General features: G+C 58.7%; 14 protein-coding genes and 4 pseudogenes. 5 read left to right on the top strand and 13 right to left on the bottom strand.

All coding sequences use genetic code 11. The features are described 5' to 3' along the window. The first annotated feature begins 69 nt into the window (after nt 1–69). The 4 genes from ACNJX8_RS09315 (at nt 70) to tnpC (ending at nt 2,720) form a co-directional block, all read left to right on the top strand. On the top strand, nt 70–207 hold the full coding sequence (locus tag ACNJX8_RS09315; RefSeq protein ID WP_439361859.1) for an IS4/Tn5 family transposase DNA-binding protein: 138 nt from the start codon (nt 70–72) through the stop codon (nt 205–207). Between the two features lie 81 nt (nt 208–288). Next, complete coding sequence (tnpA, locus tag ACNJX8_RS09310) at nt 289–690, top strand: IS66-like element accessory protein TnpA (protein ID WP_439360361.1); 402 nt, start codon at nt 289–291, stop codon at nt 688–690. After that, nucleotides 687–1,034: an IS66 family insertion sequence element accessory protein TnpB gene (gene tnpB, locus ACNJX8_RS09305; protein WP_439360360.1), complete on the top strand. Its 348-nt coding sequence runs from the start codon at nt 687–689 to the stop codon at nt 1,032–1,034. Before tnpA ends, tnpB (ACNJX8_RS09305) begins: the two co-directional genes overlap by 4 nt. Nucleotides 1,035–1,127: 93 nt before the next feature. After that, nucleotides 1,128–2,720 carry an IS66 family transposase gene (gene tnpC, locus ACNJX8_RS09300; protein ID WP_439361858.1) on the top strand — a complete coding sequence of 531 codons (1,593 nt, stop codon included), beginning with the start codon at nt 1,128–1,130 and terminating at the stop codon, nt 2,718–2,720. 250 nt (nt 2,721–2,970) lie between these two features. Here tnpC and ACNJX8_RS09295 read toward each other — a convergent pair. The 6 genes and pseudogenes from ACNJX8_RS09295 to ACNJX8_RS09270 form a co-directional block, all read right to left on the bottom strand. Then, nucleotides 2,971–3,411: pseudogene (locus tag ACNJX8_RS09295) on the bottom strand (IS66 family transposase zinc-finger binding domain-containing protein); the annotation flags it as partial. Nucleotides 3,412–3,534: 123 nt separating this feature from the next. Beyond that, nucleotides 3,535–3,861: an IS66 family insertion sequence element accessory protein TnpB gene (gene tnpB, locus ACNJX8_RS09290; RefSeq protein ID WP_439360359.1), complete on the bottom strand. Its 327-nt coding sequence runs from the start codon at nt 3,859–3,861 to the stop codon at nt 3,535–3,537. After that, on the bottom strand, nt 3,858–4,709 hold the full coding sequence (locus ACNJX8_RS09285) for an IclR family transcriptional regulator (RefSeq protein ID WP_439360358.1): 852 nt from the start codon (nt 4,707–4,709) through the stop codon (nt 3,858–3,860). Before ACNJX8_RS09285 ends, tnpB (ACNJX8_RS09290) begins: the two co-directional genes overlap by 4 nt. Before the next feature lie 80 nt (nt 4,710–4,789). After that, complete coding sequence (locus ACNJX8_RS09280) at nt 4,790–5,485, bottom strand: hypothetical protein (RefSeq protein WP_439360357.1); 696 nt, start codon at nt 5,483–5,485, stop codon at nt 4,790–4,792. A gap of 293 nt (nt 5,486–5,778) precedes the next feature. After that, nucleotides 5,779–7,392, bottom strand: coding sequence for a GMC family oxidoreductase (locus ACNJX8_RS09275; protein WP_439360356.1), 1,614 nt, complete (start codon nt 7,390–7,392; stop codon nt 5,779–5,781). A 139-nt stretch (nt 7,393–7,531) separates the two neighbouring features. Continuing rightward, the gene (locus tag ACNJX8_RS09270; protein WP_439360355.1) at nt 7,532–8,662 is read right to left on the bottom strand and encodes a M24 family metallopeptidase; all 1,131 of its coding nucleotides are present in this window, start codon (nt 8,660–8,662) and stop codon (nt 7,532–7,534) included. A gap of 625 nt (nt 8,663–9,287) precedes the next feature. On the opposite strand from ACNJX8_RS09270, the pseudogene ACNJX8_RS09265 reads away from it, so the two are divergent. Beyond that, a pseudogene (locus ACNJX8_RS09265) lies at nt 9,288–9,758 on the top strand (transposase); the annotation flags it as partial. Between the two features lies 1 nt (nt 9,759). On the opposite strand, the pseudogene ACNJX8_RS09260 reads toward ACNJX8_RS09265, so the two are convergent. The 7 genes and pseudogenes from ACNJX8_RS09260 to ACNJX8_RS09230 form a co-directional block, all read right to left on the bottom strand. Then, a pseudogene (locus tag ACNJX8_RS09260) lies at nt 9,760–10,390 on the bottom strand (IS3 family transposase); the annotation flags it as partial. 654 nt (nt 10,391–11,044) lie between these two features. Then, nucleotides 11,045–11,158: pseudogene (locus ACNJX8_RS09255) on the bottom strand (peptide ABC transporter ATP-binding protein); the annotation flags it as partial. A 1,018-nt stretch (nt 11,159–12,176) separates the two neighbouring features. Then, nucleotides 12,177–12,896 carry an amino acid ABC transporter permease gene (locus tag ACNJX8_RS09250; protein WP_439360354.1) on the bottom strand — a complete coding sequence of 240 codons (720 nt, stop codon included), beginning with the start codon at nt 12,894–12,896 and terminating at the stop codon, nt 12,177–12,179. A gap of 10 nt (nt 12,897–12,906) precedes the next feature. Continuing rightward, nucleotides 12,907–13,767 carry a transporter substrate-binding domain-containing protein gene (locus ACNJX8_RS09245; RefSeq protein WP_439360353.1) on the bottom strand — a complete coding sequence of 287 codons (861 nt, stop codon included), beginning with the start codon at nt 13,765–13,767 and terminating at the stop codon, nt 12,907–12,909. Beyond that, the gene (locus ACNJX8_RS09240; protein WP_439360352.1) at nt 13,715–13,996 is read right to left on the bottom strand and encodes a hypothetical protein; all 282 of its coding nucleotides are present in this window, start codon (nt 13,994–13,996) and stop codon (nt 13,715–13,717) included. Before ACNJX8_RS09240 ends, ACNJX8_RS09245 begins: the two co-directional genes overlap by 53 nt. A 329-nt stretch (nt 13,997–14,325) precedes the next feature. Then, nucleotides 14,326–14,874 carry a hypothetical protein gene (locus ACNJX8_RS09235; protein WP_439360351.1) on the bottom strand — a complete coding sequence of 183 codons (549 nt, stop codon included), beginning with the start codon at nt 14,872–14,874 and terminating at the stop codon, nt 14,326–14,328. A gap of 87 nt (nt 14,875–14,961) precedes the next feature. Further along, on the bottom strand, nt 14,962–16,236 hold the full coding sequence (locus ACNJX8_RS09230) for an IS256 family transposase (RefSeq protein ID WP_439360350.1): 1,275 nt from the start codon (nt 16,234–16,236) through the stop codon (nt 14,962–14,964). Between the last annotated feature and the right edge of the window lie 1,010 nt (nt 16,237–17,246).

Raw genomic sequence — 17,246 nt, 5'->3', positions numbered from 1 at the left:
ATGTTGGATTGATGAGAGAGTAGTGGATGCGAGTTTAGGGACGCGGGGCTCGGCGACAGATTCCGCAAACTGCTCACGCAGATTGGAAGCGCCATGGGACAAAGCATTCCGCTCGTCTGCCAGGATTGGGCGAATACCAAGGCAGCCTACCGCTTCTTCTCTAACGACCGGGTCAGCGAAGTGGACATTCTGGCCGGACATTTGTAAGCCTCCGGTGAAGGCCGCCTTCCCGGATAGCGCTCGAGCGTGAGATGGTTTGCTCATTAATTCGCAAGCAAATGAGCAAACGTGACGACGGTTACGGTTCTGTCCGGTCCTGAGCGGCGACGGCGGTGGACGAGTGCCGAGAAGCTTCGGATCGTGGAGGAGAGTCTGGCGCCGGGGGCTAGTGTTGTCGAGGTCGCTCGACGGCATGACGTTCACCGCAATTTGGTTACGGCTTGGCGACGGCAGGCGCGGACCGGCGTCCTCGCTTGCGGGCCCGAGCCAATACAGCGGCAGGATGACGAGGTCCGTTTTGCGGCAGTCTCCATTGCGCCAGACCGGCAACCGTTGAGGGCGCCCTCAGGAAGCTGCGGTGCGATCGAGATTGAGTTCGCGGCCGGGGCTCGGATGCGGATCACAGGCGCGGTTGACGCGACGACGCTGAGCGCAGTCGTGGCGGCGCTGGCTGATGGACGGCCACGATGATCCCGTTGCCTGCCGGCGTGCGGGTATGGCTGGCGACCGGCCATACCGACATGCGGAAGGGCTTTCCGTCGCTAGCCTTGCGGGTTCAGGAGATCTTGCATCGCGACCCGCTTGGCGGCCACCTGTTTTGCTTCCGCGGTCGCCGGGGCAATCTTTTGAAGGTCATCTGGCATGACGGCCAGGGCGCCTGTTTGTTCACGAAACGCCTGGAACGGGGGCGCTTCATCTGGCCGAGCTCGGCGGAGGGTGTGGTGACGATCTCGTCGGCGCAGCTCGGTTATCTCTTGTCCGGGATCGACTGGCGGCACCCACAAGAGACGTGGCGGCCGACATCGGTCGGATGAGGCTTTGAGCTTGCGGATCGTGATGGATGTGATTCCATCATCGTCGTGACCACATCTGAATCGCTCCCCACCGATCTTGCCGCCGCGCATGCGATGATCCTGGCGGAGCGCGCCGCTCGTCTTCAAGCGGAAGCGGTCGCGGCGAGCGCCAAAGCGGAAGCTGCCGACGCGAAGGCGGCCGAGGCCCTGATCAGTTACCTCAAGCTCGAGATCGAGAAGCTGCGTCGCCAGATTTATGGCAGCCGCTCGGAGCGCAAGGCACGGCTCCTGGAACAGATGGAGCTTGAACTCGAAGAGCTGGAAGCAACCGCAACCGAAGACGAGTTGGCGGCTGAGAGGGCGGCAGCCAAGGCGCAGACGGTACAATCCTTCCAGCGCAAGCGTCCGTCGCGCAAACCGTTCCCCGACCGTTTGCCGCGCGAGCGTGTCGTGGTCGCCGCACCGCAGAGCTGCCCTTGCTGCGGCTCATCGAAGCTATCAAAGCTGGGCGAAGATATCACCGAGACGCTGGAGGTCATTCCCCGGCAGTGGAAGGTGATCCAGACGGTGCGCGAGAAGTTCTCATGCCGGGACTGTGAGACGATCACCCAGCCGCCGGCCCCCTTCCACGTGACGCCGCGCGGCTTTGCCGGGCCCAACCTGCTGGCCATGATCCTGTTCGAGAAGTTCGGCCAGCATCAGCCCTTGAACCGGCAGAGCGAGCGCTACGCCCGGGAGGGCATCGATCTGAGCCTGTCGACACTGGCCGATCAGGTCGGCGCCTGCGCGGCTGCCTTACAGCCGATCTATGGGCTGATTGAGCGCCATGTCCTCGCCGCCGAGCGGCTGCACGGCGATGACACCACGGTGCCGATCCTGGCCAAGGGCCAGACAGTTAAGGGGCACATCTGGACCTACGTTCGCGACGATCGGCCATTCGGCGGACGGGCGCCCCCGGGTGCGCTCTATTACGCCTCGCGCGACCGGCGGCAGGAGCATCCCACACGGCATCTTCAAAGCTTCTCCGGTATCCTCCAGGCCGATGCCTATAGCGGCTACAACGAGCTGTATGACGCCGCGCGCACACAGGGACCGGTCACGCCTGCACTCTGTTGGGCCCACGCCAGGCGGCAGTTCTTCGAGCTGGCGGACGTCGCCGCCAATGCGAGGCGAGACAAGAATGCCGCGGCGATCTCGCCGATTGCCCTCGAGGCGGTCAAGCGCATCGATGCACTGTTCGATATTGAGCGCGGCATCAACGGCCAAGGCGCCGAACAGCGTCTACGGGTGCGCAAAGAGCAAAGCGCACCCCTGCTGGCGGTGCTGGAAGCGTGGCTGCGCGAGCAGCGTGCTCGGCTATCGAGCTCCTCATCGGTCGCCAAGCCAATCGACTACATGCTGCGCCGCTGGGATCGGTTCACTCGCTTCATCGATGAAGGGCGGATCTGCCTGACAAACAATGCGGCGGAGCGCGCGCTGCGCGGCTTTGCTCTCGGCCGCAAGTCCTGGCTGTTCGCCGGCTCGGAACGCGGCGCTGACCGCGCCGCCATCATGGCGACGTTGATCATGACGGCAAAGCTCAACGACATCGATCCGCAAGCCTGGCTGGCGGACATCTTGGCCCGCATCGCCAGCACCCCGCAAGGTCGGGTCAATGAGCTGCTGCCTTGGGAATGGAAGAATAGCCCCGTTCAGTCTGCAGCCTGATCGGGCCACCGCACCGCGCGATCATCCCGCGGCCCTCACCGGACGGTTACGGACATTTCCGATCGACACGTGACCGTGCCGCCGCCACTGAAGGTCTGGTTCTTGTGCTGCACGATACAACCGAGTTCAGCTATCAACGCGAGAAGTCAGAAGCGATCGGCATCACCAAACGGCATAAACAGTGGACGGGATAAGGCACACGGTTTGTGCCATCCTGATGCAGACCAGGACCCGGGCGACGGTCCGCCCTCATCAGCCGGGCCGGGGCCGGCGGTTGTATGACGCCGTCCTCGCAAGCCCGACAGGCGTATTTGGGACGCCGGGTCACGAGGATCCGGAACTGCGCCGGGACCAGGTCCAGCCGCTCGCTTCGGTCCTTGCCGATCCGGTGCAACTCGCCCCTGGCAGCAGGGACAGGTCTTGTGCTCGATGTCGAGGACGATCTCGATCCGCGGCAGGTACGCCGGCAAGGCACGGTTGCCGCGGCGCTTGCGAGCCCGCGCCTCACGGCCTTCAGGCGCACTCTCGTCCTGCGCCGTCTCGTTGTATGCTGCAACCTGCTCGACGTCTTCCAGGCCCAGCAACATCTGATCTTCCGGCAGCGTCTCTGCCCTCCGGCCAAACCGATGTCGCTGCAATTCCCTGATGATCTGACGCAGCCGTTCGCTCTCGCACCGCTCGGCAGCAGCATCGCTTTCAGCGTATCGAGATCGTCAGGCAGGGCGTCCTTCACAACCCAAATCAGAGCATATTCGTCGCCATCTGGCGACGCGTCCGACGCTCCTGATTCATTTCGCGGCAGCACTGTCAACAGCTATCCGGGCTGCGCTGGCGCCGGCGTCTCCCGTGCCTCGTGCACAAGCCGCCAATCGAGTCCTTCCAGCAGCGCCGACAATTGTGCCGCCGACAGGCGCATCACACCGTCCTCTATCTTCGGCCAGCGGAAGATCCCATCCTCGAGCCTGTTGGCGAACAGGCAAAGACTCGTTCCATCCCAGAACACCAGCTTGATTCGGTTTGCCCGCTTGGCCCGGAACACATAGACAACTCCCGAGTGCGGATCTGCACCCATGCTCTCGCGCACCAGGGTCGCAAGACCCTCCATGCCCTTGCGGAAGTCTACCGGAGATATGCTTCTCAATAAGCCCCCATTGCGAGCGACAGTTTCCGAGCCGCTGTGATTGCGGCGGGCACAAGTTTGTCCCGAGCAGCTTGAATGGTCATTCGACTACTAGGGACGGCAAGACAGAGGGCACCCAGCACTGCATCTGAACCATCGACAATCGCCACGCCCACCGAAATATCGCCCTTGAAGAATTGTGATTGCGATACGACGTACCCTTCTTTCGCGGCCTTTCCTATCAGTCCACGCATTTCCTTCGCACTGCTGATCGCCTCAGTCGTATGTTTCTGATACTTTGTAGCGCCAAAGATATAATCTCGCTCCTTTGCGGGAAGGCGAGCGACAATCGCCCTACCTGCGGCGCTATAGAGCGCTGGCATCCGAAAACCGATCTGGATGTTCATTGCAACTAGGTGCCGACTGGGAATTCGCGACACCAGCAGGACGTCGGTATCCTCTAGAACATTTAGATTGACAGTTTCCCCCGTCTTCTCATGCGCCTCGACCAGAAAGGGCTGCGCTCGCTCGATTAATCCATCACTGTAAGTATAAGCATAGGCGAACTCGAGCAGCCGAGGAGATAACGAATACTGTTCGGTATTTTCGTTCTTCCGCAGTAAGCCAAGCTGATGCAGAGTGTAGAGAAAACGCTGGGCTGCACTCCTGTCCAAACCCGTCAGTTTGGTAATTGCCGCGTGCGTCAGTTGCGGTCGTTCGCGGCTGAACGAATTAAGCACCGTAACGGCTTTCTCAATTGAGTTGACAAAAAGGGAATGGTCCCGGGCACCGGCTACCCACTGGCTACGAGCCTTAGGTGCCGCCCCTCTGACCCCTTTGCGATAATTTGAAGGTTGATGTGCGGACATTAGTGCAAAATTGCAGTGCCCCTAAGGAAAGTCAACTCTGGCCCGGCCATGAATATCTTTTTTGACCGATCACATTGAAGCTATCCCCGCGCGAAAATCGGCTTGTTGATTCCGTGCAGCGCAAAGCTAACGAGGCTTAGGATGTCAAATACGGGTTTACCCGTCCTTCGCTGAATTGCCCGCCCAAACGGCGGTAAGTTGTGACACTCGCAGACAAAAGCCTTGATATCGGGACAGCGCTGCAGCAACCGCTGCGAAGCACACGCTACACTATCTTCGATCCGTTGCAGATCCAGTCGGCCAACCCCATTCAAGTAAGGGTCTGCAAACTCCTTGTGGTGCTGTAATCCGAGCACCGCTATAGGGATGTCGTCGGAAACACCTGCCAGCTGAAGATAGCTCTCCGTCAGTGCTTCATCATTTGCGGTAATTATGCCGACCCGGCCTCGCACGAGACTGTGCACAAGCGGAATCTGCAGGAGAGACGAAGCTATAAATGGAATCCGCAGCTGTTCTGCAATCGCGCGTTGCAGAGGAATCAGAAATCCGCATGTGGTCGTGACAACGTTCGCGCCCCGTTCTTGAAGTTTAAGAGCCCCCTCCAAATAGGGGGCAAGCAGGGCCGTATTTGGCGCCGGCAGCACCACGTCGCTAGGGGTTAAACCGTGAGCAACATGTAAGATGGTCCGACAGGGGTATGAGTTGACACTGCCTGCATCTCCTGCCGGACGACGAAAAGACCTTTCCGGCAGGACAATGACGCCGACCGTAATCATAGCTATTCCTTCTGTTTACACAATTTACATTTGACGCCCACGGCGCATTTGATCCCCTATGGCGAAAGAGTAGTCCCACTGGAAAGAGCGACCTCACAGCCCCAGAGAATTTTTGACATTGTTGCTTCTAGCGAGTCCGTGGCGGCTTTCATGTCCCTCATATCGGTCTAGTCCTTTATTTCGAAGCAGAGGCCTTTCTGCCGCCGGGGAACATCGCCAGCATCACGTGCAGCGCAGCACGCCGCCATTTACGTTTACACCAGCTAGGCAGCGGAGGATATATCTCGCCCATGTCACCTCTGCTTGGTGCGCTCCTTGGCATCTTCCTTGATCATCTCGGCGCCCTTTTCGGCCACCATGATAGTGGGAGCATAGGTGTTGCCTGAGGGCACCGTCGGCATGATCGAGGCATCGATCACGCGCAAGGCGACAAGGCCGTGAACGTTTAATCTGTCGTCTACCACTGCCTTCGAATCGTGGCCCATCCGGCAAGTGCCAACAAAGTGGGAAAATCCTCCTCCAGTACGGAGCGCGTAGTCAAGCCATTCGTCATAGCTCTGTACCTTGTCGCCAGGCCGGATCTCAAAAGATATGTATTTAGTTATGGCAGGGTGTTGCACGATCTTGCGCGCGATCTGCATGCCGGCCACCGCGCAGTCGCGGTCGGCCTGCGCCGAAAGGAAGTTCGCCCGGATAGCGGGCTCGCTGCCGGACGCCGGTGATTTAATGTGGATGGAGCCCCGAGAATCGGGGCGACATTGGTATATCAAGACCGTCATGCCGGGGTTCGTGTCAAGGCGACCACACCGCGCTGGATCGTAGCTCCCGGGTGCCATAAAAAACTGCACGTCGGGAGTTGCCAAGTTGGGCAGCGTGCGCACGAAGCCGAAGACAGGACCCGGCGTGCGCGTGAGCAAACCCGTACCCCTGCCATAGTAGCGAGCGATCTCGCGCAGTAGCGAGAGCCCTCGCGCCTCATCGTTGTACGTGATCGGCTCCTTGACGCGCCAAACCAAGCTCTCAGCGAAGTGATTAACGTAGTTCTCTCCAACCCCTGTGAGTTCATGACGGACCTGGATTCCAAGCCTCTTGAGGAGCTCAGGCTGGCCAATCCCGGAACGCTCCAGCAACCCTGGCGACTGAAGCGCACCGCACGACACGATCACGTCCCGGCTGCAGCGCGCCTGTCGCTTCTCGTCCTGCATGATGTAGGCGACGCCAACCGCGCGCCGGCCCTCAAGCAGGACTTTGTCCACAAGTGCATCGGTTTCGATGCGCAGGTTTGACCGGCTTCGCGCTGGATCCAAGAAGGCCCGAACGGCTGACCACCGCCGACTGTTCCTAGTCGTCACCTGATAGTAGCCAAAGCCTTCCTGCCTTCCGTTGTTGTAGTCCTTGTTTCGCGGAAAGCCCCAGGCTTCAGCCGCATCGATAAAGGCGTCGCACAGCACATGGGGCTCCGTGATGTCGCACACATTAAGGAGGCCTTCTTTGCCGCGCGAATGGTCTCCATGTCCCTCGTAGTGCTCCGATCTTTTGAAGTATCGCAGCACCTCTTCATAGGACCAGCCACGATTGCCACGCTCGCTCCAGGTGTTGTAATCGAGTGGCTGACCGCGCACATAGAGCATGCCGTTGATCGAGCTGCCGCCGCCTAGCACGCGGCCGCTTGGGTGCGGCAGACGGCGGCCAGCAAGGCGGTCGTCGGCCTCCGCCTTATAGTTCCAGTTGAATTTCTTGTGGTTCATGAGCTTGGTGTACCCTGCGGGAATGTCGATCCACATTGACTTGTCCCGCGGCCCCGCCTCGAGCAGCAAAACTTTGGCGTTTGCATCCTCACTCAGGCGACTAGCGAGCACGCAGCCAGCCGCCCCACCACCGACGATGATGTAGTCCCACCCGCTCATAACGCGTCATCCGTCCTTCAACTTCATCCTTGATCAGAGCAGTTCACGACAAAGAGCGGCCACCGGTGAGCGAGCGAGGAGGCCGGGTAGCGCTTCCCGTTCACCGATGGCGAGCTTTCAGTCGGGCCGCCACTTCCTTTTATATCGCAATCGTTTCGCCAATGACCGGAATTTCGCGAGGAGCAAAACCCAAAGTCAGCAAGCGTGGGCCGTGGTCCGTTACGACAAACAGATCTTCAAGGTGATACATTGCACCATCGGAGTCTCTGACCATCGGCTCTATATTGAAAACCATACCCGCTTCCAGCTTTGTCTTTTCACCAGGCCGGATCATCGGGAATTCGTGATTCTCAATGCCGAAACTATGACCGACCCACACCATACCAAAATCCAGCCCGAGCTTCTCAGCCTGCTTCTCGCAGAAGAAGTAGGAGTCCTCCGCGGCCACGCCCGGTCTTATCTGGTTGATAATAGATGTGTGTAGATCCCACAGCTTTTGATATGTTTCGCGCTGCAGCAGCGAAGGTTCCCCGGTTGAATAGGTCCGCGCAAAGTCGCTCCCCCATGCACCGTACTTTCCGCCGACGTCCAATCGTATAATCTCGCCCGTCGAGGGCATTCGATCGGTAGGACGCGGATGATTGTGGGAGGTGCGATGGCCACTAGCGAAATACAAAAAGGCTATTTCCTCAGCTCCCTCTTTGAGGAGGCCATCAGCGACGCGATTGGCCATCACTCTCTCCGTATCACCCGGTCCACTACTGCTCATGGCCTCCAGCACGGCTCGGTGCGTCTGTTTAGCGGCCTTCTCAAGCAGCTCGATTTCAAATGGCAATTTGACTGCGCGAATTGCGGCGACGTGCTTACCGGTATCAATGAACTGGATGCCGGGCAGCCGGCTCACAAGACGCGCATACGTGGCCACCGGCATGTAATCGAGATCGAGACCAACTGTGCCGTTGTTCTTGCGGATACTTACGAGCACGTCTGCAAGGGAGTCCGCCGGATCATTCGCAAATTCGGTATAGGTACGAACGTCCTTGATCCAACTCTCCTCAAGTATCTGCCTTCGCTCCGTCGTAGCGACCAACGCAACCGGGTCTCCAGCTGCGGGTAAGATAACAAAGGCTTGACGCCTCAGTCTGGAGACTGACATTAGGCAGACGCAGCTCGTGTAGATGAAATTCCCGGGGCTCGTCGCTACGATTGCGTCAATACCGAGTTCACGCGGCAGGCGTAGAAGAGCTGAGATATTAGGCAGAGGAGCCATCGAATTGGGTTCCAAGAATACTTGCTAGGCTCTCTGTACGCGACACGCTTGAAAAGTTGGAGGAGAGCGGACGAGCTAGTGCGCAAGTTAACGACACGATAATGGTCAGTCATACGGACGGCTAAGCCATACCAAGCGCTAGGCGATCAACCCGAGCTGCGCTGCTCCTCCACTTTAGATGACCACTGAGCGAGGCGCCGCCCAAACACCTTACAGTTTTGATGAACGGGATATCATCGATTGCTGCTAGTGCTCTTTTTAAGGTATCGAGAAAACGCGCTCTGCATGTCGAGGAACTCAATAGATTCTTCGGCGTATTAGGTTTGACCGACGTCAAACTCACCACCTTGCCCAACGTCGACTGCGCTAGCCTCTTCATATAGCCTCCGAGTCCGAACGACCGTTCACTGGCGATTATCACGTCTTGTATTGCCCGCGCACCTACATCTTCTTGTGGGTCTCGATCCGCTGTCATTTGGCTGGCCTTTTTTGAGCAGCAGACCAGTCGCTTTTCCAGCCCGCTCGCTGTATCACACGCTAGGGTCTGTAGCTAATTAGCGAACCCTGATTCCTTCGCATCGAGTTGATTCGGCGGGGGGACTTCGAGCGCAAGCGGCTGTTCTGACTCAACGAGAAGCAGTGGTTCAGATAAACCCGCATCTGCCCACGAAGCAGACCAGCCCGACGCGCAAATGACGATCTACGCATCATCAGCGGTATCATTCACATGCTTCAGTGCAGCGCACGCTGGCGCGATTGCCCGCCCGACTGTGGTCCGTACGCGATGATCTACAATCAACGCTGCGCCAAGCGGAACATTGGCAGGCGATCTTTGAAGCACACGACCGCTCACTTTGTCCATCGAGTCCATCACGGTCAAAGCGCATCGCGCGGCGAGCGGCGGAAAAGGCGGCAGCATGAACAGGCGATCGGCCACGCGCGCGGTGGGCGAACCACGAAAGTCCACGCGCTGAGCGATCCTGACTGCGACCTTTGCGCATTTCATCTCACTCCAAGGCAAGCCGCAGGTATTACGGCAGGACCGGCCCTCTTGGAACTCGCGCCGCCGATGTCTACCCTCATTGACGACAAAGGCTAACGCGGATCGTTGCCGAGAACCCCACTTCCTTACAGCCCCTTTCCAGCATCGCCACGACGTCGCTGCTGCGGAAGGTGAACCGTGGCTGCAGCACCGGTAAGAAGCGGGAGAAGATATCAACGATCGTGAGCACGCGCAGCTTATACCCCGTCGCAAATGATCGTGGACAAACTCCATCGCCCGGGTCTCGTTCGACCGCGTCGCCGGCTTGCGGTCATCGCGCAACTTGGCCTTAACTCGACGCTTCGGCGTTTTGTTGCGCAATTGCAGGCCCAATTCGCAATAGATGCGACGGTCTTATTCTGGCCGTGGCGCCATCCCCCGCGGCGCAGCAAGACGTGGACACGCCGATAGCCGTAGCGAACGCGAAATGGCAGGTCTCCTTGATCCGATCTTCAAGAGCGGCCTGGGCGGAGCGACGGTACTTGTAATGGTAGGTCGAGCGGTCGAACTCGAGAGCGTCCCCTTCGGATCGAGACCTGCCATCCGCTGCGGACCTGGTCGACCAGCTTGCGCTTTCCGGACAGGCTTCATAGCTTTCGGCGGATCACGTCCTGCAGCATCTCCTTGTCGAGCGACAGGTCCGCCGCCAGCTTCTTCAGCTTGGCGTTCTCCTCCAACCCCCTCATGGCCTTTGATGAACGCCTTCTGGGCCTCCGTGTCCGCTCCTCCCAGCCGAGTGGATTCGGCAGCGAGAACTCTAGCTAAAATGGTCAAGTTTGCCGGCCCCAGATCAGTCTTCGCCTGACCTGGGTACAAGTAATGAGAACGTTCAAGATAATCCGAACTGGTGGATCTGGCGGAACGAAAGCAGGAAGCCCTTTTGCAGTTTGCAAACGTAGCTGATAATCTATTTCAATTTAAAGCTCCATCTGCCACTCTGATAAGAGGGGGCTGATTACGAGTGACTGTGCCGAAACGCTTTACGGTAACTACCCAGTAAATGCTTCTTACGAGAGCCAAAGAAGCCGCAGTACCGGATGGGCCTAGCACTTCCCGCGAGCAAAAAGCCAATAACCCTGCCCGTCAAAAAGGTCGCTTGCATTCTTCTTTTCAATCTACTGACGCAGCTCAGGCTCGGCGGTTCAACATGAACTCCAGAAATGATCGTGCGCGCTCGCATTCCCGATTCTAGAGACCTTATGGGCGAACCGTCCTAGGTGACGCGGCGCATCGATGACAGCAATGCGGTCGGAGACTTCGCTCGCCAAGCGTATGTCATGCATGACAAGCAGCAGCTCAACCCTGCTCGCGTGCGCTATATTGCGACGAAGTCAAACTCACCTGGCAAGTTCGGGGTCCAGCGCAGACGTGATCTCGCCAAGCAGGAGAATGTCAGGGTCCAAAATCAGCTCCCGCGCGATCGCGATGCGTTGTTGCTGGCCTCCAGGAAAGCCTCTGCGGGATACGGACGCCATTTTACTGTCCAAGCGAACCATCCGCAGGTTGAGGGCGTTATCAGCATGCTCTATGGACTTCTTCATGACTGTCCGCTAGGGCCAGGGTCTCTAACAATGTCAAACACGGACACAATTAAACTGCTAAAACACCCATCCGGACAGGCGGCGGATTCGCCCCTGTCCCGCCTTCGAGTATGGTTTCGCGGTCGTGCCCTCGCCGAAACTCCTGATGTCAACCCCTACTCCGCTTTTCAAGGGTCATCGCTAGACGCAGCGCAGTCGTCTTTCCTTCCGGGGCCAATCAGGGCTGATCTTTTCGCCGGAGCGCACCTGCACGTCGAGATCAAACCAGCACGCGGTGAGCGCTAAATGGATTTGGACATCTTCTCAAAATCGATTGCCCGCATCCACTGCTGCGATTGGGACCCGGATGCATCTGCTTCTATTCCGTTTGACGCTAGGGCGATCTGCAGAGTCAAGCTCCACAGTGCTAGACATGTATGTCCTTGACTCGGGAACGGAGATAAAGGAACGGCAAATTTATGTTCAAATAGATGAGGCCCCTATGGCAGCCGTTTCCCGAAACATGCCAAGCAAGGAGTGCTTGATCATCAATGGAACAAGCACGCGCCGCCATGTAGTATATGGCCCCAAATGGAGCGCCACAAATGCATCGCGTAGTTCGGGCGGATCGTGATCAGGCTGCTCGGTACACCCCTGAACAATATGCGGCGTAGACTACTCCAGCATACCAATCCAAACAGGTATCGCCGGAAGTGTAATCCTCCTGCGGTAGGCATAGAACACGAAATAATGCTTCACAACCTTCAGCACCCCCTGAAAGAGTTCGAGCCAAAAGTGCACAAGCTTGGCGCGAGCCCAGCACTCACGCTCTCACCGAGAGCAACCAGCAGTCCGACAATGAGTGCAATCGCCGAGCTCGCGTGACCAACGGTGTATCACAATCGTTCCCATACGCTCGGCAACATTCTCAGGACAAAGCTCCAGTCCCACCTCATCGGGCAGTTCCTGCAGTAGCGCCCCCCTTGCGATCTGCCTGGGCCGATTCGCGCGGAGCTCGCAGGGCACGGTTCAGCGGCAGAACCTGCTCAAGCGCGCTAAAAGCAGCGCCGCAAAGAATGTTCAGGATCCAATAAAGGACGACAAGGAGACCAAACACCGTGATCGCATCGTATGTTTGGACGCGGATATAGTTCGCAACGTACACCACATCTTGCACACCGACGAAGCTCACGATCGAGGTCCATTTGACCATGCTTCTCGTCAGGCTGCCGAAAGCTGGCACAATCTGCGAGAGAGCTAGTGGCAGAATTACTTTCATTAGACTCTGCAGCTCGGTCAGACCGAGAGCATGACACGCATCCTTTTGTCCGCGAGGCACGCCTTCAATGCCTGCGCGGACGATTTCGGCGCCGTACGCGGCTCCGTCGAGCGCCAGCACGAGGATCACCGCCGCGAGAGGGGATAGGCGTGGCATTCCTGGCAGGAGCGGCAGCGCATAGAAAACCCAGAATAGGAGCACCAGGGCGGAGGGGGCGCGAATGAGTTCGACTAGGAGTATCGAAGCAATTCGTATCGTAGGGATCTTGGAAACCCTCAGGGTGCCGAGGACCATAGCGCCGAGTGCGGCACCGACGAAAATCCAGATTGACACCCACGTGGTCACCCAGAAGCCCCGCGCCAGTGCAGGCCAGTACTCTACAATGGCGCTCATGATCATTGCCCTATTTGCAGCTTGGCACGAGGTCACCAGCCGTGGTGAATTTGGAGAGCATTTGAACCATCGCATCACCGTTCGTAATTCCGTACTTCTCGTAAAGGCTCTGCAGCGTTCCGTTCTTGATGAGTATATTGAGCTGATCATTAAATGAATTGCGGAAGGCGTCGTCTTCCTTTCGAAACACGAGAGCCGACCCAAATACTGGTGACTGTTTGTCGAGGACTACCTCGACGCCCTTCTGCTCCGGCTCCGGAATGCTGAGTTGACCAATGATAAAGGCATCCACCCGACCGCCGATGACTGCCGCGACGCCAGCTTGATTGTCTGGGACCGTCAGCATTTGGCTGGGCATAACTCCCTGCTCCTTTGCATAATTGTTGTAGGCTGATTCGCCCGCTAGTGCCGCAACCTTCATGTTGGGACGACGGGCGACGTCTGCCAGACCTGAGAGATGCTTCGGATTTCCGGGCAGGACGTAAAGCCCGGTCTGGCTCACGTAATACGGCCTCGAAAGCAATGCCGCTTTACAGCGTTCGTCCGTGATGTTGAGGCCAGCGCCAAGGTAGTCAAACTGGTGCGCCAGCAGCCCGGGGACCATGGCATCCCAGGAGGCGAGTATCGGCGTAAGCCCTGGCAGCCCCATTGCTTTGAGCGCCATGTTCTGCAGATCTATCGATGAACCCATCACGTCCCCGCTCGGCGATACGACGATGTAAGGGGGGAGCGAGGCCACCGCTACCTTAATGAGGCCTGCTTTGCGAATCGAGGTAACAACAGGGCTCTCCGACTGTGCAAACGTGGTGAATGAAGACTCAGTCAACATGAACAGCAGCACCGACGGCAAGAGCAGTAGAATCGCGCGCATGGAATCTATCTCCCATTTCCTCAATTGAGATCATTTCCAATTCAAATGCTAGGGAACGATTTTTTTGAAGATCATTCTCAATTGGACCGAATGTGCACAACCCACCAATTCTAGCAGCTTCTGCGCTCCTTCCGGTTCCACTACGTTGCTGGCTGGTGTTGATGCCATCGCCGCCGCGGCCACCGTTCTGACACCGCATGCCCGATGAACGTGGGACCGTCATCATCATGACCATTTGCGGTCAGCACCACTGGTCGTGCCAGCTTTGCGCTTCGCTGAGCTCAACAGCGACGTCCTGACTCGTCCGCCCCGCCCTTGAAACCAGGGAGGCCGCTCCCAGCTTTTTTCCGCCGTATCTTGTGCGTAGAAATTGCCGTTGCCCGTTTTGTCCCGCGAGGCTGGGCAAGAACTCGGCACTTGGGCGGGTTGATGTACGAATCTGTTGATGACGAATCGCAGATTTAAGACCGGCGAGAGCCGCGAGCAGGCCAGTTGTCGGACTGGACAAACCCGGTCCGAGGGATCGAGAGCTTCGTTCGGTCCCTCGCCCTTGCCAAACTAGGCCATGCGGATCGCCAGGCGTAAGATGTCGGCCAGCCGCCTTACGATGCGGCGGATCTGCGCCATCCCCTTTCCGACTGTCTTGCTTGGTACAATGCCCACAATCGCCGCGCGTTCGCCCTTGTACCGCCAAGAACCTGAGCCTCTTGATAGATCATGTAGCCTCTTGCTTGGAATGCCACCATGCGTGCCATTGGCGCCCACCGTCTCACAATCTTTCAGCAGCGATCGCACCCGCGCGTTCGGAACGAGAGCGTCGGCAGTGTGGCCCACTTCATCTGCTACGATAAAAAACCAACCGCGCGACGTCGATCCTGCCTTGATGTGCTTTCCAACGCATCCCTTGCGGGCAGCGTCGGGGCTATCCTGCTCGGCTGGTATAAGCATTTTGTTGAATCTGCGCCCCTCGGTGTGAACAAAAGTCCACACCGCCCGCATGTCTGTCTTGATCCCGCGTGCAGCCAGCTCCTGCGTCAGCTTGCGAACAACGCCCCCGACGAATGCGTTTGTGCAGTCGGCGTTGGCATCCAAGAGAACCCGGTTCATTTGGTCGCCGATCTTGCCACGGGACAGGCTTTGGGGATGTCCCGATCGCTGTTGAACTAGGTCGGGCCGACGTCGCCGGACTGAATGTTACGCGGCCCTCGTGACGTGGGCAACGGGGTTGATCGTCATGCGATTGTGGCGAGCTTGAAGAGCCGCACGCAGAACCGACAATTGCTTATGCGCCTTCAATCGTCGGAAGCCCTTGTTGGCCTCGATCATGCCGGCCGCAACCCATCGCAAGGCCATACCGGCATCTCGCCAGCGTTTGACGTTGCGCGTGACGCGGCGAATGGTGCCCATCATGTTCTCGGCGATGTTGGTACAGGCGAGCGATCGACGAAGCTCCTTCGGCAACTTCAACCGGACGACAGTCAGGATTTCGTCGAGGCCTTCGAGGATGCTGGCCGCTACGCCGGGCCATTGCTGGTCGAGTCGACGCGCGAGATTGCGGATCAATTTTTCAGCCTTGTCGGCGTCATCGAGCTCCCAGGCCTGGCGCAGCACCCGACGGGTGGCCGCATGATGCTCTTTCGGCAGGCGTTCCATGATGTTGCGCGCCTTGTGGATCTGGCAGCGCTGGATCGCAGCGGCCGAACCGAAGGTGCGGCGGATCGCCTTCGACAACGCCTTCGCGCCGTCGGCGATAAACAGTCTTGGCACTGTCGGGTCGAGCCCGCGCGAGATCAGGTTGTCCAGCAGGGCCTGCACCGTCGCGGCATTCTCGGTCGCCCCTTCCACCAGAGCCAGCGGATGCTTGTTGCCTTCGCCGTCAACCCCGATCGCGGCGACCAGCACGAGATCGTCGCCGAGATGCAGCCCGTCGATTTGGACCACCAGAAGGTCGAGCGCGGACAGATCGGCAGCCATGAAGTCGGCCAGCCGCGCCGCCGACAGCGCTACGAACCTCCGCGAGGCCGCCGACTTCGAAACCCCCGATCCGGGCGGTGCCGGCACGTCACCCTCGGGCAGCCGGACAGCGCGGCCGAACCGGCGCGTCGACACATTGATCAGCATCAGGTTCATCGCCCAGCGACCGAGCCAATCCTCCGCCGCCGCCGTTTCCCAGCTCGGGATCGTGACCTCGCGGCCGTCCACGCCCCGGACCCGCGGGCGCTCGACCTCGATCTTGCCGCCGTGGAAGCCGATCCGTCCCCGCGTTCGGCCCCAACGGTGCGCCCGCCGTGCCGCGTCGCGACCGTGGCGCGGCCCGCAGGCCGCCGTGACATCCGCCTCCATCATCGTGCCGAGCGCCTCGATCCCTGCCGCAAGGCAGAACCGATCGAAGCTCGCCCGCACTTCTGCAAGCGCTTCGTCCACAGCCCCGGTCGCCGGCGAACCAGCCGGTGTGATATCTCTCGTCATGGCGTTGCTCTCCTTTGTGGAATCAGCACCCCGAGCCTACCGGCTCAAGGTGGGCAACGCCGACCTCTTCAGAAATTCAACAGAACCCGGGACATCCCCCAGGCTTTCCCTATCCCGCCTTAGATTTTTCCACTTCGTCACACACAAGGGACTGATCTGGACCGCCTCCGCAAACTAAGGAACCATCTCGTCCGCGTGAGCTCCTGCCCAAGCCCGCTCCCGGATGTGTTCCGAATAGGGCTCCCGTCATCCATGCTGGCCTCCGTCCTCCGGCATGGAGGTTGAAGCAGAAACCGACCCCTCTGAATATTCCGATTCCACTCAAAAACAGCATGCGCGGAATTTCGGACTGAGTCCGATCGTAAAGTACGGCAAGCTTGTGCATTCAGCGCGAACGTCTCGCACATTGGTGACAGCTACGGTAGGCGGACGCGCGCGACGAACGAGGCGAGTAGCTGCCATACGATCTCGAAGCCGGCCCAAGGCCAATCGGCTGGGGCCGAACACCTCGACCACTCCACCAGCGAACATCCAGTGTCCTGGCCGAAGTTCGCAACACCGCGTGTTGTTTTGCAGGGGCATTGTAACGGCAGACAAACGCTGCCGTTCTACCCGCCATCTATAGATCAACGGCGTCTTGTGCGTGGCGTAATTATTCACAACCAGCTGAACGTGGGGTCCGGAGGATAGGCGCACTATCGGGGCAGCGAACAGAGATGTGGGGCCAGGCACTGTGCAATGGCGCATCGGCAGCATCGGCTGGTTGCGGTCCACCGCTTGGATTGCGAGTTCTCGTCCAACCAGAGAACAACTGCGTGCTCCCGCGGCGAGACGTAAAGTCATACGATCTCGCGCACCTTGTCACGTTTAGCCAACTCAGAGCTGGGAAGTCTCGATACGATGGACCTGCAGTCCAAAGGTCAAGCGAGGGTGCGTCGGCTACGCCATGCCTTGGAACTCCAATGAGTATTCCCTTTGAAAGGCTCTCAAGCGAAGATCACGACTTCTAG

The sequence above is a fragment of the Bradyrhizobium sp. SPXBL-04 genome (assembly GCF_051853035.1).
Classification (GTDB): domain Bacteria; phylum Pseudomonadota; class Alphaproteobacteria; order Rhizobiales; family Xanthobacteraceae; genus Bradyrhizobium; species Bradyrhizobium zhanjiangense.
This window is presented reverse-complemented; position numbering and strand designations above follow the sequence as displayed.

Coding starts and splice junctions, on each gene's coding strand:
- ACNJX8_RS09270 (WP_439360355.1), bottom strand. CDS start 8,662: ATGGCTCCTCTGCCTAATATCTCAGCTCTTCTACGCCTGCCGCGTGAA.
- ACNJX8_RS09285 (WP_439360358.1), bottom strand. CDS start 4,709: ATGTCCGCACATCAACCTTCAAATTATCGCAAAGGGGTCAGAGGGGCG.
- ACNJX8_RS09230 (WP_439360350.1), bottom strand. CDS start 16,236: ATGACGAGAGATATCACACCGGCTGGTTCGCCGGCGACCGGGGCTGTG.
- tnpB (WP_439360360.1), top strand. CDS start 687: ATGATCCCGTTGCCTGCCGGCGTGCGGGTATGGCTGGCGACCGGCCAT.
- ACNJX8_RS09240 (WP_439360352.1), bottom strand. CDS start 13,996: ATGATGATGACGGTCCCACGTTCATCGGGCATGCGGTGTCAGAACGGT.
- ACNJX8_RS09235 (WP_439360351.1), bottom strand. CDS start 14,874: ATGAACCGGGTTCTCTTGGATGCCAACGCCGACTGCACAAACGCATTC.
- ACNJX8_RS09275 (WP_439360356.1), bottom strand. CDS start 7,392: ATGAGCGGGTGGGACTACATCATCGTCGGTGGTGGGGCGGCTGGCTGC.
- tnpC (WP_439361858.1), top strand. CDS start 1,128: ATGATCCTGGCGGAGCGCGCCGCTCGTCTTCAAGCGGAAGCGGTCGCG.
- ACNJX8_RS09280 (WP_439360357.1), bottom strand. CDS start 5,485: ATGATTACGGTCGGCGTCATTGTCCTGCCGGAAAGGTCTTTTCGTCGT.
- ACNJX8_RS09245 (WP_439360353.1), bottom strand. CDS start 13,767: ATGCGCGCGATTCTACTGCTCTTGCCGTCGGTGCTGCTGTTCATGTTG.
- ACNJX8_RS09250 (WP_439360354.1), bottom strand. CDS start 12,896: ATGAGCGCCATTGTAGAGTACTGGCCTGCACTGGCGCGGGGCTTCTGG.